This is a genomic window from Deferrisoma camini S3R1 (assembly GCF_000526155.1).
Taxonomy (GTDB): Bacteria; Desulfobacterota; Deferrisomatia; order Deferrisomatales; family Deferrisomataceae; genus Deferrisoma; species Deferrisoma camini.
Map to the genome: position 1 here is coordinate 1851715 of NZ_JAFN01000001.1, position 25728 is coordinate 1877442.

Below are 25728 nucleotides of genomic sequence, written 5' to 3' on the forward strand. Positions count from 1 at the left end.
GCTAGCCCCCCAGCCCGTACTGCTTGATCTTGCGGTAGAGGGTCTTGCGGTCGATCCCCAGCACCTCAGCCGCCCGGGTCTTCTGCCCGTCGCAGGCGCGGAGCACGAGCGCGATGTGGTCGCGCTCCAGCTCCTCCAGGGTGGGGAACCGTTTCCGGTGGTTGGGCTGGTTCTTCAGCAGGTAGGCGGGCAGGCTCGATGGCCGAAGCACGTCGGACTCCTCCAGGAGCACGGCCCGCTGCACGATGTTTTCGAGCTCCCGGATGTTCCCGGGGAAGTTGTACCCCGCCAGCACCGACAGGAACCCCGGCGACACCTCCCGGAACCGCTTGTGGACCCGAGGGGCGTGCTTCGCCACGAAGTGGCGCACGAGTTCGGGCAGGTCCTCCATCCGCTCCCGGAGCGGCGGCAGGTGAATGGGGAACACGGCCAGGCGGTAGTACAGGTCGCCCCGGAACCGGCCCTCTTTCACCTCCTGCTCCAGGTCCGCGTTGGTGGCCGCGATGATCCGCACATCCACCTTGCGGGCCGTCACGCCGCCCACCGGCTTGATCTCCCGCTCCTGGAGCACGCGCAGGAGCTTGGCCTGGGTCTCGGGCCCCAGGTTCCCCACCTCGTCCAGGAAGAACGTGCCGCCGTTGGCGAGCTCCAACAGGCCCCTCTTGGGTGCGTGGGCGCCGGTGAACGCCCCCTTCACGTGGCCGAACAGCTCGCTCTCCAGGAGCGGCCCGGCCAGGGCCGAGCAGTCCACGGCCACGAACTCCCGGTCCTTCCGGGGTGAGAGCTCGTAGATCATCCGGGCGACCACCTCCTTGCCGGTGCCGCTCTCCCCGGTGATCAGCACGCTGGTGTCCGTGGCCGCCACCTTCTCGATCAGCGCGTTCACCTCGCGCATCCGGGGACTCGATCCGATCACGTACCGGTCGGTGCGGGCCTGCAGCTGGCGCCGGAGCTGCTCGTTCTCGAACCGAAGCCGCCGCCGCTCCTCGGCCCGGGCCGTGGTGATCCGCACCTCCTGGGGGCTGAAGGGCTTGGGCAGGTAGTCGTAGGCACCCAGCCGAAACGCCTTGAGCACGTTGTCGATGGAGGGGTACCCCGTGATGATCACCACGATCACCTCGGGGTCCAGCTCCCGCATCCGGGCGAGCACCTCCATGCCGTCGAGCCCCGGCATCTTGAGGTCCAGGAACACGAGGTGGTAGTCCCCCTGCCGGAAGCAGTCGAGGGCGCTCGCGCCGTCGCTGCACACCTCGGCCTCGTGGCCCATGCGCCGCAGGGTCTTGGCCAACCCTTCCCGGATCGAGCGCTCGTCGTCCACGATCAGGGTTCGCACCGCTCCTCCTCGGGAACCGGAAACACCACGGTGAAGGTGGTCCCCCTGCCCGGCTCCGACTCCACCCGGATGTCGCCCCGGTGCATCCGCATGATGTTGTAGGACAGGCTGAGCCCCAGACCCGTGCCCTTGCCGGGCTCCTTGGTCGTGAAAAACGGCTCGAAGATCCGCTGGCGCACGCCAGGGGGCATGCCGGGCCCGGTGTCGGTGAACGCTACCCACACCGTCCCTTCGTCCGGGTCACAGCCCGACCGTAGGACCAGTTCCCCCTCCCCGTCCATGGCGTCCACCGCGTTGGTGACGATGTTCGTGAACACCTGCTTGATCTGGCTGGGGTTGCCCACCACCAGGGGCAGATCGTCCGACAGCTCCCGCCGCACCCGGATGTTGTGGAACAACGCTTTGCCGCCCAGCAGCTCCATGCACTGGCCCAGGGCCGCGTTCAGATCCACGGGCTCCTGGTACCGCCGGCGCTGGTGGGCGAAGTCCAGCAGCGAGTTCACGATCTCCTTGCACCGGCGGGCCTCCTGGACGATCCGGTCCACGTCGGACCGGCGGGGGTCCGAGAAGTCCAGATCCTCCAGCAGCAACCCCCCGAACAGCAGGATGCCGCCCAGGGGGTTGTTGATCTCGTGGGCCACGCCGGCCGCGAGCTTACCCAGCGAGGCCATCTTGTCGGCATGGATGAGCTGCATCTGCACCTCTTCCAGCCGGCGTTCCAGCTCCATCACGTGGCGAAGGTCGTGGATAAAGCTCACGGTGCCGGCCTCGGCCCCGTTCTCCTCGTACAGCAGGTGCACCGTGAGCCACACCGGCACCCGCTCGCGGCTGCGGGTGATCAGGATGGCCTCGTAGCGCTCCAGGACCCCCTCGCCCCCGTGCTCCGGGTCTCGGACCCGCTCCATCACCTCCCGGGCGGCGTTGCCCTCGTAGAAGTCCTGGATGTACCGCCGCCCCACCACCTCGGCGGCCGAGAACCCCAGCAAGGCCTCGGCCCCCCGGTTGAACCGGGTGATCACCCCCCGGGCATCGGTCACGATCACGGGGTAGGGGGAGCCCTCCACCACCTGCCGCAGCCGCGCCAGGGCGCCGCGGAGCTCGTCCTCGGTCTCGTGGCGGGGGGTGACGTCCCAGAGGTGGAGCGCCCCGAGCCGGCGTTTCTCGGAGACCGGTACGATCTCCATCCGCCCCTCCACCCGCCGCCGGGGCCGCAGGGGGATCTCCACGTCGAAATCCAACGCCACGGCCTCGACCTGTCCGCTCTGGAGATCCCGAAGCGCTGCCGACAGGACCGGCCGGGCCGCCTTGCCCAACACCCCCGGCAGCGTCGCCCCCTGGATCTGGGCCGCAGAGGTGCCGGCCAGACGGCAAAACGCCGGATTCGCATACCGGATCCGACGCCCCCCCGGGGTGAACAGGGCCAGGGCCTGGGGCGTGCGCTCCCACACCCCGGCCAGAACCCGCATGGTCCGATGATGGTCCGAGAACAGTGCTGCGTCCGGCATGTTCGACTCGCGGCTGGCGGGGGAACGCGGGAGACCGACCGGCCCGGCCGCTGGGCGCCTCCCGCGGTCCAAGCCTCCGGACCCCATCTCAATCACATAAAACCGCGTTTGTCAATGCCGGGGCCACAGCGCCCGCTCCGTGCCTGCGCGGCGAATCTCAATGCCTGGCTTCGCGCCCGGCCGGAGGCAGGTCCCTTGCCCCGCCCCCGGATACGGATCCGATGGATGACAACTTGGTATCAGACGAAAGCGTTCCCCCGGGCGGGTCAGATGCCGCGTCGGACGGGGGCCCGTCACCCGGCCAACCAGGTCCGTACCTTGTTCTCGTAGGCCGCCAGCTCCCGGGACACGGCCGCAGGATCCGGCCCCTCCACCACGAGGTGCAGCACCGGCCGGTAGGGATCGGGCAGGAGGAGCACGCTCGTGTCCCCCAGGAGCACCTGCACCCCGTCCACGAAGCTGGCCTCCTTGTCCACGCTGTCCTCGCTCATGCGCCGCATCACCCGGCCCTTCAGCTCGTGGGGGCACGGGATCTGGCGACGTTCGTACGTGAACGGGGGCAGGGAGTCCAGGACCTCGGAGGCGTCCACCCCTGCCCGGGCCAGCAGCTCGAGGATCTTCGCGGCGGCGAACATGGCGTCCGGGGCGTGGAGGAACCGGGGGAAGGCGTACTTGCCCGGGGCCTCCGACACGAACGTGTACTCGTGCAGCTCCGAGGTACGGAGGCTCGTGGTCTTGCCCCGTGTGATCCGCAGACGGGGCTCCAGGCCGTCCAGCACCCGGGGCGCCGTGACCGGCAGGAACGCCCGGGCGCCCTCGGGCTCGACCATGGCCAGCAGCCGCAGGATCAGCAGGAGCACCTCGTGCTCCGCCCGCACCCGCCCCCGGTCGTCCACCAGGCGCAGGTTCTGGCCTCCGGGCGAGATGTAGAACCCCAGGTCGGCGTGCAGAGCGCCCACGATGTCCTCTGCCTGTTTGAGGATCCGGTCCAAGTCGTACATGCGCCGGGTCAGCCGGCGCTCGTCGGGGTAGGCATTGAGCACCACGGTGCGGCAGCCCAGGGCGTTCAGGAGGGGGGGCAGGTACTCGCCCGTGGTGCCGTTGTCCAGGTCCACCACCACCCGGAATCGCCGCGCGCGCACCGCGTCCGCATCGATCTCCCGCAGGAACCCTTCGCGGTAGAACGCGTCGATCCCGGATAGCTCCAGGATGGCCCCCACCTCGGAGTGGTCCACCCGGCGAAAGTTCTCCTTGAAGAAGATGCGTTCGATCGACTTCTCCACGCCGGTGTCGATCCGGTTGCCGGCCTCATCGTAGAACACGATCTGGGTGCTGCGGCTGTCCGACGGGCTCTGTTGGAAGTACACCCCCGCCACCTCGCCGAAGCTGGCCAGCTTGTAGCGGGTGACGGGCACCGGCACCATCTTCACGTCGTGCACATCCACCCCCGTGGACAGGATGCCCCCGAGGAACGCCCTCTTGAGCATCCGGCTGGCCTTCAGGTAGTCGCGGCCCACCAGGATCGCCGTGTTGGGCCGCAGGATCGATCCCATGGCCGCCCCCAGCTTGGCCGCGAACTCCGGCGAGAGCTCGATGTTCGTGCGGCCCTCCACCGCGCCGGCCTCGAACACCGACTTCTTCCATTTGTCGCCCCACACCAGGTTGGCGGAGAGCACCGCCCCGGGCTCCACCTTCTTGTCGGGCCACACCATGAGGTCCCGCTCGAAGGACGCCCGGTCGCCCACCTCGGTGCCCTCGGCCACGACCGCTCCCTTCTCCATGCGCACGGCCTCACCCACCCACACCCGGTCGCACAGCACCACCCGCCGGAGCCTCGCCCCCGGCCCCACCCGCACCTCGTTCCACAGCACGCTCGAAGCCAGGACGGCGCCGTCCCCGATCCGGCACCCCCTTCCCACCACGGAGTCCTCGAGTTCCACCGCACCGCCCACCTCGACCCCGGCCCCCAGCACCACCCGGCCCCTCACCCTCAGGCCCTCGGGCGGCACGAACCCCTCGTCCTCGACCCACAGCTCCCCCCCGTCGGTCTCGATTCGGCGGCCCGGGAACGAAAGCCTCACCTTCCCCGACAGCACGTCCGCCACGGCGTCCCGGTACGCGTCCGGGTCGCCCACGTCGCGCCAGTACCCCTCGGCGCACATCCCGTAGATCGGCACCTCCTCGCGCAGGAACGAGGGGAACAGGTCCTTGGAGAAGTCGAACGGCCGGCCCCGGGGGATCCGGGCCAGCACCTCGGGCTCGAGCACGTAGATCCCGGTGTTCACGGTGTCGCTGAACACCTCCCCCCACCCCGGCTTCTCGAGGAACCGCAGGATCCGGCCGTCCGCGTCGGTGATCACCACCCCGAACTGGAGGGGGTTCGGCACCCGGGTGAGGGTGATCGTGACCGGGGTGCGCTTCTCCTTGTGGAACGAGGTGATGGCGCCCAGGTCGAAGTCGGTGATCACGTCTCCCGACAAGACGAGGAAGGTCTCGTCCAGGAAGGTCTCGGCACACTTGACCGCACCGGCCGTGCCGAAGTCCTCGTCGGGGAGCACGTACCGGAGCCGGAGGCCGAACCGGGATCCGTCCCCGAAGTGGTCCCGGATCGCGTCGGGCATGTAGTACAGGAGGATCACCACCTCCTCGATGCCGGCCCCCCGCACCCGCTCGAGGATGTGTTCCATCATTGGGCGGTTCACCACCGGGACCATGGGCTTGGGCAGGCTGTGGGTCAGGGGTTGGATGCGGGTACCGAACCCGCCGGCCATCAGAACCGCTTTCATGAAACCCCTCCTCCTGGTCGAATGCACAACCAACGAACCGGCAAACAAAAGCCCGGCCGAGCCGGGCCTCGATCTGGGGGGGCGGATCCGTCGCTACTGATCCCGCGTGCCGCCGTAGCGCCGCTCGATCACCCGCGCGATCTCGGCCTTGAGCTCGTCGAGGCTCCCCGATTTCACCACGTACGCGTCGGCCAGCCAGGCGGAGTAGTCGGTCTTGAACGAGCTGTACGCCGTGGACAGCACCACCGGCACGTCCCGGTGGGTGCGGGAGAACTCCTGGAGGAACTGAAGACCGCTCTCGCCCCTCAGCTTGATGTCGAGTACCACCGCGTGGACCTCGTTCTCCTCCAGCAGGCCCCGGGCCTCCTCCCCGCTGCCCGCGCACAGCACCCGGTACCCTGCCTCCTCCAGCTCCTCCCGGTACAGGACCCGGATGCTCTCCTCGTCGTCCACCACCAGCACGGTGTACATGGCGCCTCCTCCTGGCGATGCGAAGCGGATTCATCTTAGCATCCCGTTCCCTCTGGTCAAACCGACCCGCCCCGACGAAACCGGTAAAGTCTCGGCGGCCGGGGTACGAAAAGAAGATCAACCCACCCCCGGCCCGGAGGACTGCGTTGGAGAGCCCGAACCTCCCCATCGATTCGATCCCCCCGGAACTGGCCCCGGCGGCCTGGGCCCTCCTGGCCGAGATCGCCCGTCGGATCCCCCCGTTCCTGGGCCAACCGCCGAGGGTCCTCCTGGAGCAGGCCCCCGACGGCACGGCCCTGTCCGAGGCGCTGGCCGCGTTCCTGGCCTGGCTCGAGACCGCCCCGGCCCAGTGGGGCACCCGCATGGAGGAGCTCGAGGCCCTGTTCGGGGAGATGGGAGCGGTGGTCGGGGAGCTGGACGGCCGGGTGAGGAGGTTCGTGCAGCACGCCCGCAGGTACGCCACGGAGCACGAGGGGCTGACCGCGTCGGTGGAGGAGGCCCTCGGCCGGCTGGACGCCGGGCTGGTGGACGACGCCTTCCGCCCCGCGCTCGAGCCGATCCTGAGGACGCTGCGCTCCGAGGCCGTGAGGGAACAACGGGAGACCCGACGCCTGGAGGAGGAGGCCGGGCTGCTGAGGGACCTGCTGGGAGGGCTGCGCGAACGGCTGGGGCAGGTGGAGAACAAGGTGCGGGCGCTGCGCACCCAGAGCCTGCGGGACCCCCTGACCGGTCTGTGGAACCGGGGCGCCTGGGACGATCGCCTGGCCGAGGAGACCGCCCGGGCCGTGCGGTACCTGCAACCCTTCTCGGTGATCCTGTGGGACGTGGACCGGTTCAAGGAGGTCAACGACCGCCACGGCCACCCCACCGGAGACCTGGTGCTCCAGGCGCTGGCCGGCCGCACCCTCCAGGCCCTGCGGCGCAGCGACTTCGTGGCCCGGTACGGGGGCGAGGAGTTCGCCGTGCTCCTGCCCCACACCGAGGGCGATGCGGCCCGGATCGTAGCGGAGAAGCTGCGACGGCTGGCCGAGACGGCCCCGATCCGGACCCAGGCCGGTCCGGTGCGGGTGACCCTGAGCGTGGGGGTGGCCACCTGGCAGCCGGGCGAGGACGAACAGGCCCTGGTGCAACGCGCGGACGACGCCCTCTACCAGGCCAAGAGGGCCGGCCGCAACCGGGTGATGGCGGCCCAGTCCCCCTCGGGGCAACCCAAAAAAGCGGCTCAGCCCGCTTGACAGGGTCGGGCCCATCGGGTATAAAGCGCGTCTCATTCGCGCTGGGGGATCGTCTAAGGGTAGGACAGCGGACTCTGGATCCGCGAGTGAGGGTTCGAATCCTTCTCCCCCAGCCAACCGATTCGTACAAGACGGTCCCGTCGTCTAGCCAGGCCTAGGACACCGGCCTCTCACGTCGGCGACACGGGTTCAAATCCCGTCGGGACCGCCATCTTTTTGGGACCCCGGCGCCGAGCGGCGTCGGGGTCCCTGTGTTTTTCCCGCCCGTCCGGGCAAAGGAGGAGATCACCCCGTGGACCATCCGCACCGTTTCGGCGAACACCTTGACCGGCCGGTCGTGCCGGTGCTCGCGGCCGTCTCGGTCCTGGCCGTGGGCGCCGCCTACGGAGCCGCCCTGGCATGGACCCAGAGAAGCCTGGGGATCCCGGTGGGAGACATCCCGGCCCAGCGGATCCCCTTCCAGATCCTGCTGCTCGGGAACCTGTTCGGGGGGATCGGGGCGGTGGCGGCCGCCCACTTCGGGGGAAGCATCGTTCTGTGGCTCATGGGCCGGGCGGTGGGCGGGCCGGGCCGGTTCGGCCGGGTGTACCGCGGGGCGGCCCTGCTCCTGTGGGCGGCCCTGCCGGCGCTCCCGGCGGTGGCGCTGCGGGTGTTGGCCCCGGGGGCTCCCCTCCCGGACGGCCTGGCCGTCGGTGCGGGCCTGGCCGGGGTCCTGCTGCTCGCCGGCGCCTACCACCTGTGCCGCCGGACCCAACCCCTGCCCCCGTGGCGGGCCCTGCTCGCCGTCCTCCTCGCCGGCGCCTTCGTGGGATCGCTCGCCCTCCTTTGACCGGCCGCCGGAACTTTGCATAACATGGCCCCTTCCAAAGGTCGTCGGAACGGCTCCCGAGGAAGGGACGGGCCCCGCCACCGATATCCGACGCTCCCCACACCTCCTCATCCAGGGGAATCCGAATGACCCGCGCCATCGACCCGGCCTACCTCTCCCCCACCCCGATCCTCGATGCGGATCACCCAACGGTTCGGGGGTTCGCCCGCGAGGCGGTGGGGGGCCGCACCGACCCGGTGGAGCGGGCGGTGGCCCTGTACTACGCGGTGCGGGACGGCCTCTGGTACGACCCCTACTCCCCGTTCTACAAGCCCGAGCACTACCGGGCCAGCCGGGTGATCAAGGCGGGCCGGGGCTACTGCGTGCAGAAGGCCTCGGTCATGATCGCGGCGGCCCGGGCCCTGGGGATCCCGGCGCGGGTGTCGTTCGCCACGGTGCGAAACCACCTGGCCACCCGCCAGCTCCTGGAGTACCTGGGCTCGGACCTGTTTGTGTACCACGGGGTGGTCGAGCTCTTTCTCGAGGGCCGGTGGGTCAAGGCCACGCCGGCGTTCAACCGCGAGCTGTGCGACCGGCACGGCGTGGAGCCGCTGGAGTTCGACGGCCGCCACGACTCCATCTTCCAGCCCTACAACCGGCAGAACCAACGGTTCATGGAGTACGTGGAGTTCCACGGCACCCACGCCGACATCCCCCTGGACGAGATCCTGGCGGCGTGGCGCCGGGCGTACGGAGACCACCGGGTGGACGCCTGGATCCGGATGCACGAGACGAAGGGCTCGGCGCGCCCCCGGGACTTCCTGGCGGAAGAGGTGGTCACCGACTGAACCGGGCCAACCTCCGCAACGCCTTCACCTTGTCGGACCGGTCCACCTTCGAGCGATCCACCGCCTGGCGCAGCAGGTCGATCGTGCGGTCGTAGGTCTCGCGGTCCACGGGGAACGGGGTGCGGTCCTTGCCCCCATGGGCGAAGCTGAACCGGGCCGGGTCGCGGGTGCTGGCGGGGGTGCCGTACACCAGCTCGGCCGTGAGGGCCAGGGCCCGTAGGGTCTTCGCGCCCACCCCGGGCAGCCCCAGCAGGGTCTCGAAATCCCCGGGCGCCCGCTCGTAGGTCTCCAGCAGGATCCGCCGCAGGTACCGGGGGTCCACGTCGGCCAGGCTCACCGGGTGCCGGCCCGGCATCCGGAGCTCTCGGGCCCGGGCCACCGCGTCCAGCACCACCTCGGGGCTCCGGCACAGCTCCACCGAGGCGTCCCGGGCCCCCCCGCTCTCTCGGGCAACCAGGTTCAGGGTGGGCCGGGCCCCCTGGGCGCACACCGCCGCGTGGGGCTCCTCGTCGAACGCCCTCACCCCCTCCCCCAGCCAGTGGTACCGACGGGCCGTCCGGGCCTCGGCGCACATGCCCTGCTGCACCACGCACCAGCTTCCCCGGGCCGTGAAGAAGAAGGCGTGGTGGTAGATCTGGTGGTCGTCCTGCACCGCGGCCGAGTCCACCTTGGCCGACATCCGGCTGGCCCGCACCAGGGGGACCGCGTCGAGCCCCGTGATCTCGCACGCCGCCTCGATCTCCGCCGGGGTCCGGCGGGACGCCCGGCCCTTGCCCCCGGCCACGAACAGCCCCAGGTCCCCGCCGACCGGTCGGAGGGCCTCCTTCAGGGCTCCGCACACGGTGGTGGTCACCCCGCTCGAGTGCCAGTCGAACCCCAGCACGCAGCCCAGGGCCTGGAACCAGAACGGGTCCGAAAGGCGCCGGAGCACCTCGTCGGGCCCGTGCTCCTCGACCAGGAGACGCACGATCTCCCGGGCCAGGCGCACCATGCGCTCGAACAGCCAGCGGGGCGCGCGGCCGGTGTGGAGGGGGAGGTGGGCCGTGCCGGTCTTCATGGAGACCCCGATCTGGCGTGTCGAAACCGTCGCACGGCCGCGGCGTAGACACCGCTGCGGGCCGGGGTTGTGCCGGACCGCGTCCGGCCGTACCCTACGGAGCGAAGAAGGGGCAACGCCATGCCCGCCTGGGAGGGGGAGAGCCGATGCTCGTTCGCGTGTTCACGGTCTTTTGCGTAGCAGCGGCCCTGGTCGGGGCCTGGGGGGCGCAAGGTGCCCAACGGATCCAGGTCACCAACTACGGCAGAAAGGAGCCGGTGCTGTTCCCCCACTCCGACCACGCCGAGCGGTTCCCGTGTGACACCTGCCACCACCCCCAGCGCTCGGAGGGGGCCCACCGCTGCGGGGCCTGCCACCGCGCCGAGGCCGAGGGGGAAAAGCCCTCCCTGGAAGACGCCGCCCACGGCGAAGGCAGCCCCCAGGGCCGGTGCCGCTCGTGCCACTTCGGACCCAAGGCCCGGAAACCCCTGGAGTGCGAGGACTGCCACAGCGGCTCCGGGTGAACCGAACGGCGGCGGCCCGGGCCTTCGGCCCTCTAGGCGGCTAGTGTTCCGTTCCACAAAAAAGCATGTCCATTCCGGCGGTGGGGCGGGGGGCTCCGACGAAGCGCGACGGCCGAGCAGTTCGGGCCGCCCGGCGCCAGGGGAGCGGCCGCGGCGCGTGCTCTCACGCGCCGCAGCGAACCGCGCCGAGGCGGCCCCTGCGAGGCCGTTCAGCGAAGGAGGGGCCCCCAGCCCCACCCCCTCGAGAATGCACGAACTTGCGAACCATGACACTAGGCGGACGGGGGGCGCCCAAGCCGCCCAAAGGTGAAGGTTCCTTTTTCGCAAACAGGCCCCGCGCAGCCTACCGGAGCTTCCGGCCTTCCGGTGAGAAATCAGTGGGCGCGGCCCCGGGACCGGTGGGAGGTCGAGGCCAGGTCCACGGCCCGCTCGGGGCCCTCGGGCAGCACCCAAGGGAGGACCACCAAGAACTCGATCCGCACCACGGCATGGCCGGCCCACGCCCCCTCCGGCGCCATCCACGGCCGCACGGCCGCATGCACCCGCTCGGAGACCCGCTCGAACACGTCCGTGGCCCCGGCCGCGAACGGGAACCCCCGGTAGGGCCGGCCGGCCACGATCTCGCCCACGCACAGGTAGGCACCCGCATACAGGTGCAGCCCCCCCTCCAGCGGCGTGATCCACCGGACCTCCCGCTCCTTGCGGGGGTCCACCCCCAGCGACGCGAGCAGCTTCCGGAACGCCGGGCCGTACCGTGCCGGGCGGGCGGCATCGAAGTTGCGGCAGGCCAGACACCCGCAGCCGGAGGCGAACCCGGCCCCCACCGCCCGGTACAGGCGCCGGGTGGCGGCGGGGTCCACCTCGAGGGTCCAGGCGAGCACCCGTTGCCGCACGCTCATGGCGCCGGACTCACCCGGAACCGCCCCTCCGGGCGGGACGGGAGCCGAACCCGGGTGCGCAGATCGATCCGGTCCGCCCCGGAACCACCCCACCGAAGCCCCCACCGCACGGCCCGGTCCAGCTCCCGGGGCCCCGCCCCCGAGGGCAGCACCACCACGGTGCGGGGCGTGGGGGCCACGACCCGCACCTCGCGGTTGCGGACCCGTTGGTCTTCCACCGCCTCCAGGGCCCCCAGCAGCAGCTCCGGCCGCCGGGCCAGGGCCGCCGCCCCCTCCCCCTCCAGGAGCACAGCGCCCTCCCCGTCCCGGGCGAAGCTCAGGGCCCACTCCGCCTCCCGGGCGTCCCGCCGGACCCGCTCGGCCACCTCCTTCAGGCCCACCCCCCACTCCTTCAACAGACCGGCCGTGAGGTACTGGACGTGATCCGGGCACAGGGCCGCCACCACCACCGGGACCCCTCCGGCCCGCTCCCACACCAGGGCCTCGCCCGGCGTCCGCACGGGAACCTCGCGAAGCACCACCTTCCGGCCGCAGAAGCACCGGAACGGCCGGACCGGCCGGGCCAGCTCCGCCCGCAGATCGGTCCAGAACTCCTCCCAGGCGTCCGGATCGCTGGCGAACCAGCCGGCCCAGGCATCCGGGTCCAGGTCGAACCTCCGGCCGGTCTCGGGGTGGCGCAGCCGGACCACGTGCCCCTGCCGCCGCACCTCCAGGCCGCCGGCGTGGGCCCGCACCCACGCAACCAGATCCGCCTGGGCCCCCAGGTCGTCCGCCGCCTCCACCGCGGCCAGGGACGCGGCAGCCGAGGGCCCCAGGGCCTCCGTCGCCGCCCGGAACCGCCACTCCTCGGGGTCCACGAACACGCTCTCCCCCCTCGCCGAGGCCCGAAGACCGCCTTGCTCGGGCCTTACCTCAAGGCCCGATTCGGCCAAAGCCTTCTCCAGGGCCCGAAGGAACGGATCCGCAGGCACCCGGACCCACGCCACCTTTCCTTCCCCCGCCGGCGCCAGGCGGTCGCGCGGGAGCCACTCGTCCCAGGTGACCTCCGGGACCCAGGGGGTCGCGGGATCCCAGGGGTAGGCCCGGACCCAGTCCGGCCCGGGCGCGGCCTTTCCGGCGGCCATCCACCGAACCTGAACCTCCGACGGTTCTCCGGCGAGGGCCGCGGCCAGGTCCCGGCGGAACCGGGCGGCCCCCGAGAGCACCTCGGCGTACGGGTCGTCCGGGAGGGCCCGCGCCATGCGCTCGGCCACGGCCACGGCCCCCTCGTACCGGGCGGCCGTGAGCTCCGCCCAGGCCCAGTCCCAGTACACGTCCCGCAGGAACGCCTGCCGGTCCTCCACGGCCTCGGCGTCCGGCCCCTCCAACACCCGGGCCGCCTCCGGGAACCGCCCCAGGTCGTACAGGCACTCGGCCCGCAACCACACGGCCTCTGCCCCGAGCTCCGAGCCCGGGCCGATCTCGGCCAGGTACGACAGGGCCTCCTCGAACAGCCCCGCCTCGTGGGCGTCCCAGGCCAGGTTCAACCAGCCCCGGTCCTGGGACGGCCCCGCCCAGGCCACGACCGCCAGGAGCACGGTCGCCCACAGACACGCCGCCCCCAACGCCGCAGCCCGACGGCCCCGGTTCGCAGCCGGTTTTCGGGGTGTCGCACCAAAACGCCAGCTTGGCCGCCTGGCTGATAACTTCCGCACCTCTCCCCTCCGAACTTTCCAGAAGAACCAGCCATTACACCGGCCCGCGCGGGCGCCTGTCAACGTCGGGGCCGGGCCAACCGCTCCGGGTCCAGCAGCCGGCGCAGCTCCCCTTCGTCCCCCAGCCCCAGGTCTGCCGCGGCGCGGGCCAGCGACACCCCCCGGGCCAGGGCCTCGTGGACCACCCGGGCCGCGGCCTCGTACCCCACCACCTCGGCCAGGGGGGTCACCAGGGCCGGGCTCGCCTCGGCCAGGGCCCGGCACCGGTCCCGGTCCGCCTCGATCCCGACCACGCACCGCCGGGCCAGCAGTCGGCACGCCTCCGCCAGGAGGGAGATCGACTCCAGCAGGTTCCGGGCGATCAGGGGCATCATGAGGTTCAGCTCGAACGCCCCGCCCATGCCCCCCTGGGCCACGGCCAGGTCGTTGCCCAGCACCTGGGCCGCGGCCTGGATCACCGCCTCGGGCACCACCGGGTTCACCTTGCCCGGCATGATGGACGAGCCCGGCTGGAGCGCCGGGAGCCGGATCTCCCCCAACCCGCCCCGGGGGCCCGAGGCCATCCACCGAAGATCGTTCGCGACCTTGGTCAGGGCCACGGCCAGCCCCCGCAGCGCCCCGCTCACGGCCACACAGGCGTCCCTCGCCCCCTGGGCCTCGAACGGGTCCCGAGCGCGCCGCAGGTCGAGACCGGTCTCCGCCGACAAGAGGCGCAGCACCCGCGGCGCGAACTCGGGGTGGGCGTTCACCCCCGTGCCCACCGCCGTGCCGCCCAACGGCACCTCCGCCAGCCCCTTGGCCGCGGCCCGGATCCGGGCCGCGGCCGACCGGACCTGGCGGGCGTACCCGCCGAACTCCTGGCCCAGGGTCACCGGCAGGGCGTCCATGAGGTGGGTCCGGCCCAGCTTCACCACCGTGCGCAGCGCCCGGGCCTTGGCCCCCAGGGCCCGGGCCAGCTCCCCGGCGGCCGGCAGGAGGCCCTGCTCCACCCCGCCGAGGGCCGCCACGTGGATGGCGGTGGGAAACACGTCGTTGGACGACTGGCACCGGTTCACGTGGTCGTTGGGGTGGACCGGCCGGCCGCCCAACCGGGCCGACGCCCGGCGGGCCAGCACCTCGTTCACGTTCATATTGGTGGAGGTGCCGGACCCGGTCTGGAACGGGCTCAAGGGGAACGCCCCCTCGTCCCGGCGGGCCAGCACCCCCTCGGCCGCCTCCACGACGGCATCGGCCACCTCCGCCGGAATCAGCCCGAGCTCCCGGTTCACCCGGGCCGCGGCCCGCTTGATCCGCACGAGGGCCTCGATCACAGCCCAGGGAACCCGGCCCACCGGGATCCCGTTCTCGAGGGCCCGCTGGGTCTGGGCCCCCCACGGGGCGTCCTGAGGAACCCGCACCTCGCCCATTGTGTCGTGCTCGATCCGGTCCGGCATCGGAACCTCCTGCTGGAAGGCTGGAGTTGGGCCTTCGGCCCGCTTGAAGGCTGGAAAGCTCAAAAGCTGGAAAGCTAGGAGGCCAAGAGGCCGAAAATCCTGGGCCTTCGGCCCGCTCGGACTCTAACCTACCCAAAGCCGCCCGGATCGCCAGCCAAATTTTCACCGCCCGCCCCGGGCGATGGGTCAGGTTTCACCGCCGGCCGGGCGGTCGCCTGCGGCCAAACGAGCGGTTGAAAACGGTCTGGATCTTGCTAGACTCACCGCGCGGTCCCGCGCCGGAACCGGGACCGGTTCGCCCTTCGCAAGGAGAACGCCCATGCACATCGAACCGTTCGTGTACGAACGCCCCACGAACCTCCGGGAGTTCGAGCAGGCCCTGGCGCGCCACGGCGACGACGCCAGGATCCTGGCCGGGGGCACCGACCTGATGGTGCTCGTGAAGGAGAAGGTGCTCTCCCCCCGGGTCCTGGTGGACGTGAACGCCGTGACCGAGCTCGATTGGATCCGCTGGGACCCCGAAGAGGGGCTGTCCATCGGCGCGGGCACCCGGGTGGCCGCCATCGAGACGAGCCCCCTGGTCCGGGAGCACGCCCCAGCACTGGCCTTTGCCGCGGCCCAGCTGGGGTCGAGCCAGGTGCGGCACATGGCGACCATGGCCGGGAACGTGTGCCACGCCAGCCCCTCGGCCGAGACCCCGCCGGTGCTCCTGGCCCACGACGCCCGGCTCACCCTGGGCCGGGAAGGAGCCGAGAGGACCCTGCCGATCTCGGAGTTCTTCCTGGCCTACCGGAAGACCGCGCTCCAGACCGGAGAGTACCTCAAGGCGTTCCGGCTTCCGCCCCTGCCCCCCCGGGCGGCCGTGGCGTACCGGTTCCGGGGCCTGCGACGGGCCATGGAGATCGACATGGTCAACGTGGCCTGCTACCTGGAGCTGGCCGACGACGGCTCGGCCAAGGCGGTGCGAATCGCCATGGGCGCGGTGGGCCCGACCCCCTACCGGGCGGTGGCGGCCGAGCAGGCCCTCGCCGGCCGGCCGGTGGACGACGCGTTCTTCGCCGACGCGGGCCGCCTGGCTGCCGACGAGGCCAATCCCATCGACGACATCCGGGCGTCGGCGGCCTACCGCAAGCGCATGGTGGACGTGCTCACGCGGCGGGCCCTGCGGGCCGCCTGGGACCAGATCCAAGGAAAGGAGGGGTAGAGCCGTGAAACAGCCCATCACGCTCACGGTCAACGGCGAGCCCTACGAGCTTCTGGTGAACCCCACCGACTTCCTGGTGGACGTGATCCGAGATCAGATCGGCCTGACGGGCACCAAGAAGGGGTGCGGCATCGGCGACTGCGGCGCCTGCACCGTGCTGGTGGACGGCAAGCCCGTGCTGTCGTGCCTGACCCTGGCCGTGTCCGTTCAGGGCCGCGAGATCACCACGATCGAGGGGCTCTCCTCGGGCCCCGAGCTCCACCCGGTGCAGCAGGCGTTCGTGGACAAGGGCGCGATCCAGTGCGGGTTCTGCACGCCGGGCATGATCCTGTCGGCCAAGGCGCTCCTGGACCGGATCCCCAACCCCACGGAGGAGGAGATCAAGCGGGGCATCGCCGGGAACCTGTGCCGGTGCACGGGGTACGTGAAGATCGTGGAGGCCATCGGCCACGCCGCCGAACTGCTGGCCCAGGAGGAGACCCATGGCTGAGAAAACCTTCCGCGTGGTCGGCACCTCGGTCACCCGCAAGGACGCGCCCCTGAAGGCCCGGGGCGAGGCCCTGTACGCCGACGACATCCGCCTGCCGCTGATGCTCCACGCCCGGGTGAAGCGGGCTGACGTGGGCCACGCCCGGATCCTGCGGATCGACACCTCCCAGGCCGAGGCCCTCCCCGGGGTGAAGGCCGTGGTGGTGGGCGAGGAGGCCCCCATCCCCTACGGCATCGTGCCCCAGATGCCCACCGAGTACGCCCTGGCCTACAAGAAGGTGCGCTACCACGGCGAGCCGGTGGCGGCCGTGGCGGCCGTGGACCCCGACACCGCCGAGAAGGCCTTGGACCTGATCGAGGTGGAGTACGAGCCCCTGCCGGTCTACACCGACCCGAAGGAGGCCATGGCTCCGGACGCGGTGAAGATCCACGAGGAGAGCCCCTTCCCCGCGAACATCGCCTACCAGGCCGAGCAGGAGTTCGGCGACGTGGACCGGGCGTTCGCCGAGAGCCACTACGTGCTGGAGAAGACCTTCCGCACCAGCTACGTGAACCACGCCTTTCTCGAGCCCCACTCGGCCGTGGCCAAGTTCGACACCAACGGCGAGCTCACGATCTGGTCGGGCACCCAGGTGCCCCACTACCTGCACCGGACGCTCTCCAAGGTTCTGGAGATGCCGATGCAGAAGATCCACGTGAAGGTGCCGAAGGTGGGCGGCGGGTTCGGGGGCAAGGGCGAGGTGTCCAACAACGAGCTGATCGCGGCCTTGCTGGCCCGCAAGGCCGGCCGGCCCGTGAAGCTCACCTACTCCCGCAAGGAGGTGTTCCTGCAGCACCGGGGCCGCCACCCCATCGAGATCCGGATGAAGATCGGGGTGGACCGGGAGGGGGTCATCCAGGCCCTGGAGTACGACGGCACCATGGACGGGGGGGCCTACGGCGGCTGGGGCGTGGTGATTCTGTTTTACACCGCGGCCATGCTCCACCTGCCCTACAAGGTGGAAAACGTGCGGTTCCGGGGCCGCCGGGTGTACACCAACAAGCCCACCTGCGGGGCCATGCGGGGCCTGGGGGGGGTGCAGCCCCGGTTCGCCATGGAGAGCCTGCTCGATCAGATCGCGATCGACCTGGGGATGAGCCCCTACGAGATCAAGAAGAAGAACGCGATCGACCGGACCCACGAGACCGTGAGCGGGGTGTACGTGCGCCACAGCGAGTACAAGCAGTGCATCGACAAGGTGGTGGAGAACTCCGGCTACCTGGAGAAGCACCGCAAGCTCCCGTTCGGCCGGGGGGTGGGCCTGGCCGGCGGCTACTACATCTCGGGCACCGCCTACACCCTGTACATGTCCTATAAGCCCCACTCCACCGCCACCGTGCGGGTGGACACCGAGGCCGGGGTCACCGTGTACTGCGGGGCCACCGACATCGGCCAGGGCTCGGACATGGTGCTCGGCATGATGGCGGCCGAGAAGCTGGGGCTGCCGTTCGACCAGATCCACGTGGTCAGCGGCGACACCACCCTGGCCCCGTTCGACCTGGGCAGCTTCGCCAGCCGGGTCACCGTGGCCGCGGGCACGGCCGTGTGCCAGGCCTGCGACCGGGTGCTGGAGAAGATCTTCTCGGTGGCCGCGGTGCAGCTGGGCTGCCGGGCCCAGCAGCTCGCCGTGGCCGACGGCGAGATCTACTCCGTGTTCGAGCCCCACAAGAAGCGCATGGGGTTCTGGGAGGCGGTGGAGCGCTACATCGACGCCAACGGGCCCCTGGTGGCCTCGGGCGAGTTCACCCCGCCCCGGCGCACCGGCAAGTTCAAGGGCGCCAACATCGGCCACAGCCCCACCTACGGGTTCACGGCCCAGGTGGCCGAGGTGGAGGTGGACACCGAGACCGGCGAGATCCGGGTGGTCAACTACTGGGAGGCCGGGGACTGCGGCCAGGCCATCAACCCCCAGAGCGTCGAGGGCCAGGTGGAGGGCTCGATCGTGATGGGCATGGGCCAGGCCCTGTTCGAGCAGGTCCGGGTGGCCGAGGACGGCCGGCTGCTCAACCCCAACCTCCACGACTACAAGGTGCCCACGGCCGCGGACCTGCCGGCCATCCGGACCCACATCGTGGACAGCTACGACCCGGACAGCCCGTTCGGGGCCAAGGAGTCGGGCGAGGGGCCGATCCAGCCGGTGATTCCGGCCATCCTGAACGCCATCTACGACGCCATCGGCGTGCGGTTCACCGAGATGCCCGTGACCCCCGAGAAGGTGCTCGAGGCCCTGGAGCGCCGGAAAGCCGAAAGGAGTTGAGCGCCATGGACGCCGCCAAGGTCCGCGAACTCGTCAACGACCCCCGACGGGTGGGGGTGATGGCCACCACGAACCGGGCCGGCGAGCCCAACGCCGCGGTGTTCGGATCGCCCTACATGCCCGACGACCACACCCTGGTGATGGGCCTGGGCGAGACCCGCACCGCCCAGAACCTGCTCGAGACCTCCCGGGCCGTGTTCCTCAGCGTGCTCCCGGCCGACAACCCCGTGGAGACCCAGGGAGTCCGGATCTACCTCAAGGTGCGCACCCTGGAGAAGGAGGGGCCGAACCTGGAGGCCGTGAAGGACCGCATCCGCAAGGCGGCCGGCGACCGGGCCGCTGCCCGGGTCAGGTACGCCGTGTTCTTCGACATCGAGTCGACCCGGCCCCTGATCGACTGGGGCCCGGGGAGCAAGGATCCGCTGACCTGACCGAAGCGGCCGCCGCCCGAGAGGGCGGCGGCCGCTTCGCTTCCGCCGCGCCCCACCCCCCACAGCCCTGCCCAACATTTCTTGACACCTCCTTTTTTTCTTGTAGCGTCACCTCCTACGGCATTTCCAGACTTCTTCTATCTACTATTTCCATTTTGCCCAGCCGGAAAGGACACCGCCACCCCCCCACAGGAGGGAATCGAATGAACCCGCGCATACCCCCCCCAGTGAACCGGCCCGGAAGGCTCCCATGGTCGTGGCTTTCCCTCTTGCTGTTGTTGCTCCTCCTGACCCCGGCTTGCGGCGGGGGAGGGGGAGGCGGCACGGAGACGCCCCAAACCGGAGATACCAACCCACCCGTGGTCACGGCGGTCCCCGGGGGGGACACCTACACCGAACCGGTTTCCGTGACCCTCTCGGCAGACGAATCGGCGACCATTTACTACACCACGGACGGATCCACCCCCACGACATCCTCGGAAACGTACCAAGATCCCCTCGCCGTGAGCGGAGACACCACGTTGCGGTTCTTCGCGGTGGACGACGCGGGAAACGAGAGCGCGGTGACGACCGAGCAGTATGCCTTCGAGATTCCGGTGACGGTGTCCGGGCAGATCCTGTTCGACGACGGCGTGACCCCCGTGGAGGGGGCTACCGTCACCGTGAGCCTTTCGGACGAGGCCGCTCGACGGGCGGTTCGAGCCGCGAAGCGTACGTTCTGGGAGGCTGGGGACTACACCCGGCCCGATGCGAAGAAAAAAGCTCTGGAGCGACGACGGCAGGGCCGCTCTCGGGTGGCCCTGCGGGTGTTCGGGACCCAGTCCGTGTCCACGAACGCGCAGGGCAACTACCAAGTCACGGTCACCTCGAACCAGCTCCCCATCCATGTCCTGGTCCGGGTCACCCACCAGCCGGCAGGTGCACCCGCTATCGAGTCGGCCAGATGGCAGGAGGTGGCGTCGGCTGGCGGGGTGACGCTGTCACCGATCGCGATCCCGAACCCCGAGGGTCGGGAAACAGCCCGGAGCGGCACAACCGCCACCACCCCAGACGGGACCGTGGAGTTCTCGGGGCTCCCGAGCGAGATCGACCGTCTGTTCGCCACCACCTTCGACCCGGGGGACCAGTCCGGGGACACCCCTGGAGAACAGGCGTTCCCCGGCGAGTTTGCGGAACTGGGCCAGGTGCCGCTGAACTCGAGCGCCTACTTGTGGGTGGAGGCTCTCGACGCGGACGGCAACCCGGTGAGCAACCTGAGCGACGCGGTGACGATCCGGGCCAAGATCCCCAAGACCCAGTGGGCAGACCTGGAGGACATCACCTCTGGCACGGACCGGATCGAGCTCCCCATGTACTTTTACGACGAGGACTCCCAGATGTGGGAGCAAGGAGACACGCCCGGCTGGCTGGAAGCGGCGGACGGAACGGTTCTTCCGGAGGATGCCCAGAGCGAGATCCTGGACGGATCGTACGACCAAGACGTGTACGCCGTGTTCACCACGACCCACTTTTCGTGGATGAACGTGGATTACGCCTACATCGGTCCCTGGACGTTGTCCCGCTTGGACCGCTCCAAAAGAAACGTGGACTGCCTCTACGAGGCGATGCAGCTCGCCAAAGCCGTTGTCAGATCCCAGAAGGGACACGATACGTACAAGCAGTTCAACAAGGCGGACGGCGACCTGGACGTGGAGCTGGCCGACGGAAAGGGCCCTGAGCTCAAGAGCACGAACCTCAAGGGCGCGTACGGAGAGTTCAAGGGCAACGAGAACGGCGACCAGGACGATCAGCTCTACTTCGACAATACGATGTGGGACGGCTGCAAGGAGGGGGCGACCGAGAAGCAGAAGAAGAACACAACCCTGCTGATGGCCGTCACGCTCGTGCACGAGACCGCCCACTGGAAGTGGGACGTGAAGCACGAAAACGGCAACTGGAAGAACGCAGAGCCGGGGGGAGAAGCAGGGAACCAGCTCGAGCGGGACCTGTTCGGGGGAATCGTGGCAGGCGGCCCGGACGGGCTCTCCGTGGACGGGAACGCCTTGTCCGACACGGTGCGCGACCGGTGGCTGAAGAAGGACAACTGGCCTGCGGCCTCCGCTGCAAACCGAAGGGTCCCTCTAGTGGCTCAGACGGCCGAGGAGGAGGGCGAGTCGCCGATCCGCATGACCCTGACGCTGGACGACACGAGCTATGAGCTCGGCGACAACATCCTAGCCACGGTGACCTACGAGAACGTGTCCGCGAGCGCCGTAAAGGTACTGACCCTCAACCAGCTCGAAGGGTACCCGCTGTGGTTCGAGATCGTCCGGGAGGGGGAGACGGAGCGGGTGGCGTTCCGGGGGGCCCGGGCCAAGCGGATCATCGACTATGAGAACGACTTCACGACAATCCAGCCCGGCCAGACCCTGGACGTGGAGACCTGGCTCGTCCGCGACCCCGAGTCGGGCGAACGCCGGTACAACCTCATCCGCTCCGGGGACTATCAGGTCACCGCCTTCTACAGCCCCCATTTCGGCATCCCCCAGACCGAGTCCGACCCGGTCTCCTTCTCCGTGGCAGCGGGCGGCAGCGTCTCGGGCACGGTGACCCACGCCAGCACCGGCGCCGCCCTGGAAGGAGCCGTCGTGAGCGCCGTGCAAGACGGCCAGGAACTCGACAACGCCACCACGGACGCCGAGGGGAGGTACACCATCCCGGAGCTGCCCGGCGGAACCTACACCCTGGAGGTCAGCGCTCCCGGGTTCTTGCGCACGTCGCAGGAGGGGGTAACCGTTACGGCCGGCCAGGACACCCAGCAGCACTTCTCCCTGACCCCCCTTCTCACGGCCGGCCAGGTCCAGATCGTGTTGACGTGGGGTGAGTTGCCCAACGACCTGGACTCCCACCTCTGGCTCCCGCCCACTCAACCTTACCACGTGTACTACAACCGCGAGGGAACCACAGACGGCTGTCCGTTCTCCGGGCTCGACGTGGACGACACGGACTCGTTCGGCCCGGAGACCATCACGATCTCCCAAAAGGTCTCGGGCGGACAGTACGTGTATTACGTGCACAACTTCAGCGGAAGCCCGGACCTGGCGGGCTCCGGGGCCCAGGTCGAGGTCTTCGACTCGTCCGGCCGGATCGCAACGTTCACCGCCCCGGACACCGGAAGCGGCACGTACTGGCACGTGTTCGACCTGGATGGGGACACGGGCGCGATCACCGAGGTCAACGAGATCACGGACGCCGAACCTCGGCCCTACCTAGACACGGGTGCGGGGTGCGGCGACACGCCCACGGTAACGTTCGACTCGGCGGAACAGTCGGTGGGCGAGGCGGACGGAACGGCGTCGGTCGGGGTGAGCCTCGACTTCTACTGGCCGCTGGACATCACGGTGCCGTTCACGGTCGGAGGCACGGCCACGGAGGGCAGCGACCAGGATTACTCCTTGGACCCGACGGGAAGCGTGACGATCCCGGCGGGCCAGACCTCGGCCACCATCACGGTGACGATCCACAACGACACGGCCGTCGAAGGGGACGAGACCGTGGAGATCTCCCTGGGGACGCCCGATCAAGGGAGTCTGGGCGAGCCCACCCAGCACGTGTTGACCATCACCGACGACGACTGACCCCCTTCTTCCCGGTCACGAGCCGGCCTCCCCCTGGGGGAGGCCGGCTTTTTTCCCTTTCGGGCTAACCTCGGCTCGCCAGCAGCCGGTCGAGCTTGGAGCGTAGGGCGGCGACGGCCAGGCGGGTGGGGGTGAGGGTGCCCCGGGCCCGCCCGAGACGGAGCAGGGTCTCCTGGTAGGTGCGGGGCACGTCCGGGGGCCGGGGCTTGCGGGCCAGGGCGAGGGCGTCCTTGGGGCACCGGGTGACGCACAGCCCGCAGCCGATGCACCGCTCGGCCGCCAGCCGGACCCGCTCCCCGTCGAGTTCCAACGCTCCCATGGGGCAGCGGTCCACGCACCTGCCGCAGCCCACGCAGGAGCCCTCCTCCAGCCTCACCGCGAACGCGCTCGACACGATGTCGGCCGGGCGGGGATGACGGGCGATGTTCTTGAGCACCTGACAGCAGCATCCGCAGCAGCAGCAGATGTTCACCGCCTTCTGGGAGTTGGAGGGCTGGAGCACCAGCCCCTCCTCCTCGGCCCGGGCCAGGATCTCCAGGGCCTCCTCCGCGCCGATCCGGCGGCCGACCCCCCGCCGCTCGTAGTAGTCGGCGGCCATGCCGAAGATCAGGCAGGCCTCCTCGATCCGGTCGCACCCCTTGCCTGCCAGCTTGTGCTCCCGCCGGCAGATGCACGGGGCCACCAGGATCTTCTTCTGCCTCCGCACCAGCTCGTCGGCCCGCTCGTAGTCCATGACCGCGTGCTCCACCGGAACGGCCCGGCCCACCGGCACGGTGCGGAGCTGGGGCGACTTCTTCCACGTCTCCGGATCGAACAGGTGGGGGATGTACTCGTTCACGTCCCGCACCAGCTCGGGGTCCAGGTCGTTCACGTGGTACTCCCAGATCCCGATCACGAACTGGGCGGCCATGTAGAGGGCGGGCCGGCCCGGCCGGGCCATCGAGAACACCAGCCCGCGGCGCACCATGGCCTCCAGCCGGGCCTCGGCCTCCTCGGGGCCCAGGCGGGCCCGCCGGGCGATCACCCGCGCCTCCTCGGGAATCACGCCGAGGCACAGGGCCAGCTCGGCCTCCTCCCGGGTGAACAGCCGCTTGAGGATGCGGATCTCCACCCCTGAGTCGGTCCGGGGGTACCCGCCCGGCAGGCGGTCCAGGTGGCGGGCCAGCCGTTCGTACACGTCCTGGGCCATGGGGGCTCCTCGCGCATGAATGTTCATTCAGTCGAGACCCTACACGAAAGCCCTCGTGGCCGCAACGGGAATGTCTTTCAGACCTTCAGCCTTCTAGCTTTCCAGCTTTCGAGCGTTCCCGCGGGCCGAAGGCCCGAAAAGGGTTCCGTTTCCGGGTGGGGCTGTTACACTGGGGTGTACACGGCCCCGGGCGGAAAGGAGTGGGCCATGGGTTTCTTCAACCGGATCTTCGGCGATCGGGAGGAGCTACCGGAGCTGGACGCCGCAAACCCGGTCGCGCGGCGTCTCGAAGAGGTGAAACCCGCCCTCGAGAACCTGGCCAAACGGGTCCGGGATCCCCTGGAGGTGGTGCCCTGCCCCCACGGGACCTTCGTGTTCATCGGAAAGCCCCGGAAGCGTTTCGGCGCGGCCTGGGTGGAGGGGAGTGAGGTAAAAAACCTCCGCCAGTTTGCGGAGGAGCGCAACATCCCGTCCGACCGGCTCGGTTCGCTGGTGGAGACCCTCCAGAGGATCTACGAGCAGGAAGCCATGAGGGCCCCCCGGTACGTGACCCGTGTGGCCGACCGCACCGTGGTGGTGGACGCCTCCGAGGAACTCGGCCGGAAGGTCGAGGAGGTATTCGAGCAAAGCGCAACCCATTAGGGAGCCCCGATGCTCCCCCTTGCGATCCGGAACCGGCGCTGCCTCCCCAATCTTCTCGCCCGGGGCCTGGGGCGCCGCCGGTTCCGTTCGGCCCGGCCTTCCTCCAGGAAAGCCGGGCCGATTCGTGGGAAACGGCTGGGCGGCAAGGCGGCCAGGCGGCAAAATTCTGGGGCCTGACAGGCTCGGGCGGCCCCTCCCCCCCAGGTGGTTCAAACCTCGCCCTCCCGCCCCGCTAACCTCCTTGCCCCGCGGCCCTCCCGCCCGCTCCGTCGCAGCCTTCGTCGATCGCCCGAAGGACGTCCTGGATCCGGGCCTCGGCCAGCCCGATGCAGGTGTCGGCCGCCCCGTAGTACATCTTCACCCACCCGTCCGGCTCCTCCACGAGCCCGCAGGGGAACACCACGTTGGGCACGTCGCCGGTGCGCTCGTACACCTCCTCCGGACCGAAGATGAAGTGGGGTGCATACCCGATCACCCGATCCGGACGATCCCGCTCCAAGAGCATGGCCCCCACCCGGTACAGGGTGCCGGCGCCCGTGCCCCGCACCCCGTGGTACAGCACCAACCAGCCCCGCTCCGTGAGCACCGGCGGGGTGCTCGCCCCCAGCTTCGCCCCGGACCAGCCGGGCTCGGGGCCCAGCACCACCCGCGCGTCCCCCCAGTGGCGCAGGTCCGGGGAGTACTGGATCCAGATCGCGCCCGGAACGCCGTGGTACCCGCCGGGACGGTCCAACATGACGTACCGGCCGTCGACCCGGTCCGGGAACAGCACGGCGTCCTTGTTGGGCACCTCGGTCACCAGGGCGACCCGCTCGAACTCCCGGAAGTCGTGGGTGCGGGCCACGGCCACCCGGGGGCCGTGGCGGCTGAACGCGGTGTAGGTGATGTAGTACGCCCCGTCGATGGGGGTGATGCGGGGGTCCTCCAGGCCGTACTCCTCGTACGGCCCGAACTCGGGGTCCTGGGCGGGCTCCACCCACGGCCGCGGGTCCACCCGGAACCGGTACCCGTCGTCGGAGCGCGCCAGGGTCAGGTGGCTGTGGCCGCGGAGGTCCTCCACCCGCAGGACCAGCAGGTACTGGTCTTCGAACCTGCACGCGGCCGCGTTGAACACGGTGTTGCAGGCGTAGGGGATGTCCTCCCTCCGGATGATCGGGTTCTCGGCGTACCGCTCGAAGGGACACAGGTGCTTCATGGTGTCACCCAACTTCGGTCTTCGGTCGACGGTCCTCGGTCGCGGGCGGCTCCGGAGCCGGCCCCATGCCCCGCCGCTAATATCTCGGGGGG

At 70.2% G+C, this 25728-nt stretch carries 20 protein-coding genes and 2 tRNA genes; 12 read left to right on the forward strand and 10 right to left on the reverse strand.

The window, feature by feature from the left end; all coding sequences use genetic code 11:
• Position 1: 1 nt before the first annotated feature.
• From DEFCA_RS0108165 to DEFCA_RS0108180, 4 genes are all read right to left on the reverse strand, one after another.
• Entirely contained in the window at positions 2–1333 is a 1332-nt protein-coding gene (locus tag DEFCA_RS0108165) for a sigma-54-dependent transcriptional regulator (protein WP_025322538.1), read from the reverse strand.
• A complete protein-coding gene (locus DEFCA_RS0108170; protein ID WP_025322539.1) occupies positions 1321–2838 on the reverse strand; it encodes a PAS domain-containing sensor histidine kinase in 1518 nt (505 codons plus the stop codon). The genes DEFCA_RS0108165 and DEFCA_RS0108170 overlap by 13 nt, the downstream gene beginning before the upstream one ends.
• Positions 2839–3131: 293 nt before the next feature.
• Complete coding sequence (locus DEFCA_RS0108175) at positions 3132–5624, reverse strand: sugar phosphate nucleotidyltransferase (RefSeq protein WP_025322540.1); 2493 nt, start codon at positions 5622–5624, stop codon at positions 3132–3134.
• Positions 5625–5717: 93 nt separating this feature from the next.
• The gene (locus tag DEFCA_RS0108180) at positions 5718–6095 is read right to left on the reverse strand and encodes a response regulator (RefSeq protein WP_025322541.1); all 378 of its coding nucleotides are present in this window, start codon (positions 6093–6095) and stop codon (positions 5718–5720) included.
• Between the two features lie 146 nt (positions 6096–6241).
• On the opposite strand from DEFCA_RS0108180, the gene DEFCA_RS20530 reads away from it, so the two are divergent.
• The 5 genes from DEFCA_RS20530 (at position 6242) to DEFCA_RS0108205 (ending at position 8986) form a co-directional block, all read left to right on the forward strand.
• Positions 6242–7330, forward strand: coding sequence for a GGDEF domain-containing protein (locus DEFCA_RS20530; RefSeq protein ID WP_025322542.1), 1089 nt, complete (start codon positions 6242–6244; stop codon positions 7328–7330).
• 42 nt (positions 7331–7372) lie between these two features.
• A tRNA-Gln gene (locus tag DEFCA_RS0108190) sits at positions 7373–7446 on the forward strand.
• A gap of 17 nt (positions 7447–7463) precedes the next feature.
• Positions 7464–7541, forward strand: a tRNA-Glu gene (locus DEFCA_RS0108195).
• An 81-nt stretch (positions 7542–7622) separates the two neighbouring features.
• The gene (locus DEFCA_RS0108200; RefSeq protein WP_025322543.1) at positions 7623–8159 is read left to right on the forward strand and encodes a YIP1 family protein; all 537 of its coding nucleotides are present in this window, start codon (positions 7623–7625) and stop codon (positions 8157–8159) included.
• 125 nt (positions 8160–8284) lie between these two features.
• Positions 8285–8986: a transglutaminase-like domain-containing protein gene (locus DEFCA_RS0108205; protein WP_025322544.1), complete on the forward strand. Its 702-nt coding sequence runs from the start codon at positions 8285–8287 to the stop codon at positions 8984–8986.
• Here DEFCA_RS0108205 and DEFCA_RS0108210 read toward each other — a convergent pair.
• Positions 8976–10043: a DUF763 domain-containing protein gene (locus DEFCA_RS0108210; RefSeq protein ID WP_025322545.1), complete on the reverse strand. Its 1068-nt coding sequence runs from the start codon at positions 10041–10043 to the stop codon at positions 8976–8978. The two genes, DEFCA_RS0108205 and DEFCA_RS0108210, sit on opposite strands and share 11 nt — an antisense overlap.
• Positions 10044–10189: 146 nt before the next feature.
• Between DEFCA_RS0108210 and DEFCA_RS0108215 the strand changes: the two genes are divergently transcribed.
• The gene (locus DEFCA_RS0108215; protein WP_025322546.1) at positions 10190–10546 is read left to right on the forward strand and encodes a cytochrome c3 family protein; all 357 of its coding nucleotides are present in this window, start codon (positions 10190–10192) and stop codon (positions 10544–10546) included.
• 374 nt (positions 10547–10920) lie between these two features.
• Here DEFCA_RS0108215 and DEFCA_RS0108220 read toward each other — a convergent pair whose 3' ends face one another.
• From DEFCA_RS0108220 to DEFCA_RS0108230, 3 genes are all read right to left on the reverse strand, one after another.
• Complete coding sequence (locus tag DEFCA_RS0108220; RefSeq protein WP_025322547.1) at positions 10921–11445, reverse strand: hypothetical protein; 525 nt, start codon at positions 11443–11445, stop codon at positions 10921–10923.
• Positions 11442–13022, reverse strand: coding sequence for a hypothetical protein (locus DEFCA_RS19300; protein ID WP_169709509.1), 1581 nt, complete (start codon positions 13020–13022; stop codon positions 11442–11444). The genes DEFCA_RS0108220 and DEFCA_RS19300 overlap by 4 nt, the downstream gene beginning before the upstream one ends.
• Before the next feature lie 176 nt (positions 13023–13198).
• Positions 13199–14572: a class II fumarate hydratase gene (locus tag DEFCA_RS0108230; protein WP_025322549.1), complete on the reverse strand. Its 1374-nt coding sequence runs from the start codon at positions 14570–14572 to the stop codon at positions 13199–13201.
• A 319-nt stretch (positions 14573–14891) separates the two neighbouring features.
• Here DEFCA_RS0108230 and DEFCA_RS0108235 point away from each other — a divergent pair, with 319 nt between their 5' ends.
• The 5 genes from DEFCA_RS0108235 to DEFCA_RS20535 all read left to right on the forward strand — a co-directional run bounded on the left by DEFCA_RS0108235 (position 14892) and on the right by DEFCA_RS20535 (position 22610).
• Positions 14892–15776 (forward strand): FAD binding domain-containing protein, encoded by an 885-nt coding sequence (locus tag DEFCA_RS0108235; RefSeq protein ID WP_051463212.1) that lies wholly within the window; start codon positions 14892–14894, stop codon positions 15774–15776.
• A gap of 4 nt (positions 15777–15780) precedes the next feature.
• Positions 15781–16266, forward strand: coding sequence for a (2Fe-2S)-binding protein (locus DEFCA_RS0108240; RefSeq protein WP_025322551.1), 486 nt, complete (start codon positions 15781–15783; stop codon positions 16264–16266).
• Entirely contained in the window at positions 16259–18562 is a 2304-nt protein-coding gene (locus tag DEFCA_RS0108245) for a xanthine dehydrogenase family protein molybdopterin-binding subunit (RefSeq protein ID WP_025322552.1), read from the forward strand. The genes DEFCA_RS0108240 and DEFCA_RS0108245 overlap by 8 nt, the downstream gene beginning before the upstream one ends.
• 5 nt (positions 18563–18567) lie before the next feature.
• Positions 18568–18993 (forward strand): pyridoxamine 5'-phosphate oxidase family protein, encoded by a 426-nt coding sequence (locus DEFCA_RS0108250; protein WP_025322553.1) that lies wholly within the window; start codon positions 18568–18570, stop codon positions 18991–18993.
• 359 nt (positions 18994–19352) lie between these two features.
• Positions 19353–22610: a chitobiase/beta-hexosaminidase C-terminal domain-containing protein gene (locus tag DEFCA_RS20535; RefSeq protein ID WP_025322554.1), complete on the forward strand. Its 3258-nt coding sequence runs from the start codon at positions 19353–19355 to the stop codon at positions 22608–22610.
• 64 nt (positions 22611–22674) lie between these two features.
• On the opposite strand, the gene DEFCA_RS0108260 is transcribed toward DEFCA_RS20535, so the two are convergent.
• Positions 22675–23799 (reverse strand): 4Fe-4S dicluster domain-containing protein, encoded by a 1125-nt coding sequence (locus DEFCA_RS0108260; RefSeq protein WP_025322555.1) that lies wholly within the window; start codon positions 23797–23799, stop codon positions 22675–22677.
• A 207-nt stretch (positions 23800–24006) separates the two neighbouring features.
• On the opposite strand from DEFCA_RS0108260, the gene DEFCA_RS0108265 reads away from it, so the two are divergent.
• Entirely contained in the window at positions 24007–24441 is a 435-nt protein-coding gene (locus DEFCA_RS0108265; protein WP_025322556.1) for a hypothetical protein, read from the forward strand.
• 232 nt (positions 24442–24673) lie between these two features.
• On the opposite strand, the gene DEFCA_RS0108270 is transcribed toward DEFCA_RS0108265, so the two are convergent.
• Positions 24674–25648 carry a glycoside hydrolase family 130 protein gene (locus DEFCA_RS0108270; protein ID WP_281173752.1) on the reverse strand — a complete coding sequence of 325 codons (975 nt, stop codon included), beginning with the start codon at positions 25646–25648 and terminating at the stop codon, positions 24674–24676.
• Positions 25649–25728: the final 80 nt, after the last annotated feature.

Coding starts and splice junctions, on each gene's coding strand:
- DEFCA_RS0108170 (WP_025322539.1), bottom strand. CDS start 2,838: ATGCCGGACGCAGCACTGTTCTCGGACCATCATCGGACCATGCGGGTT.
- DEFCA_RS0108175 (WP_025322540.1), bottom strand. CDS start 5,624: ATGAAAGCGGTTCTGATGGCCGGCGGGTTCGGTACCCGCATCCAACCC.
- DEFCA_RS0108180 (WP_025322541.1), bottom strand. CDS start 6,095: ATGTACACCGTGCTGGTGGTGGACGACGAGGAGAGCATCCGGGTCCTG.
- DEFCA_RS0108205 (WP_025322544.1), top strand. CDS start 8,285: ATGACCCGCGCCATCGACCCGGCCTACCTCTCCCCCACCCCGATCCTC.
- DEFCA_RS0108210 (WP_025322545.1), bottom strand. CDS start 10,043: ATGAAGACCGGCACGGCCCACCTCCCCCTCCACACCGGCCGCGCGCCC.
- DEFCA_RS0108215 (WP_025322546.1), top strand. CDS start 10,190: ATGCTCGTTCGCGTGTTCACGGTCTTTTGCGTAGCAGCGGCCCTGGTC.
- DEFCA_RS0108220 (WP_025322547.1), bottom strand. CDS start 11,445: ATGAGCGTGCGGCAACGGGTGCTCGCCTGGACCCTCGAGGTGGACCCC.
- DEFCA_RS0108230 (WP_025322549.1), bottom strand. CDS start 14,572: ATGCCGGACCGGATCGAGCACGACACAATGGGCGAGGTGCGGGTTCCT.
- DEFCA_RS0108235 (WP_051463212.1), top strand. CDS start 14,892: ATGCACATCGAACCGTTCGTGTACGAACGCCCCACGAACCTCCGGGAG.
- DEFCA_RS0108245 (WP_025322552.1), top strand. CDS start 16,259: ATGGCTGAGAAAACCTTCCGCGTGGTCGGCACCTCGGTCACCCGCAAG.
- DEFCA_RS0108250 (WP_025322553.1), top strand. CDS start 18,568: ATGGACGCCGCCAAGGTCCGCGAACTCGTCAACGACCCCCGACGGGTG.
- DEFCA_RS0108260 (WP_025322555.1), bottom strand. CDS start 23,799: ATGGCCCAGGACGTGTACGAACGGCTGGCCCGCCACCTGGACCGCCTG.
- DEFCA_RS0108265 (WP_025322556.1), top strand. CDS start 24,007: ATGGGTTTCTTCAACCGGATCTTCGGCGATCGGGAGGAGCTACCGGAG.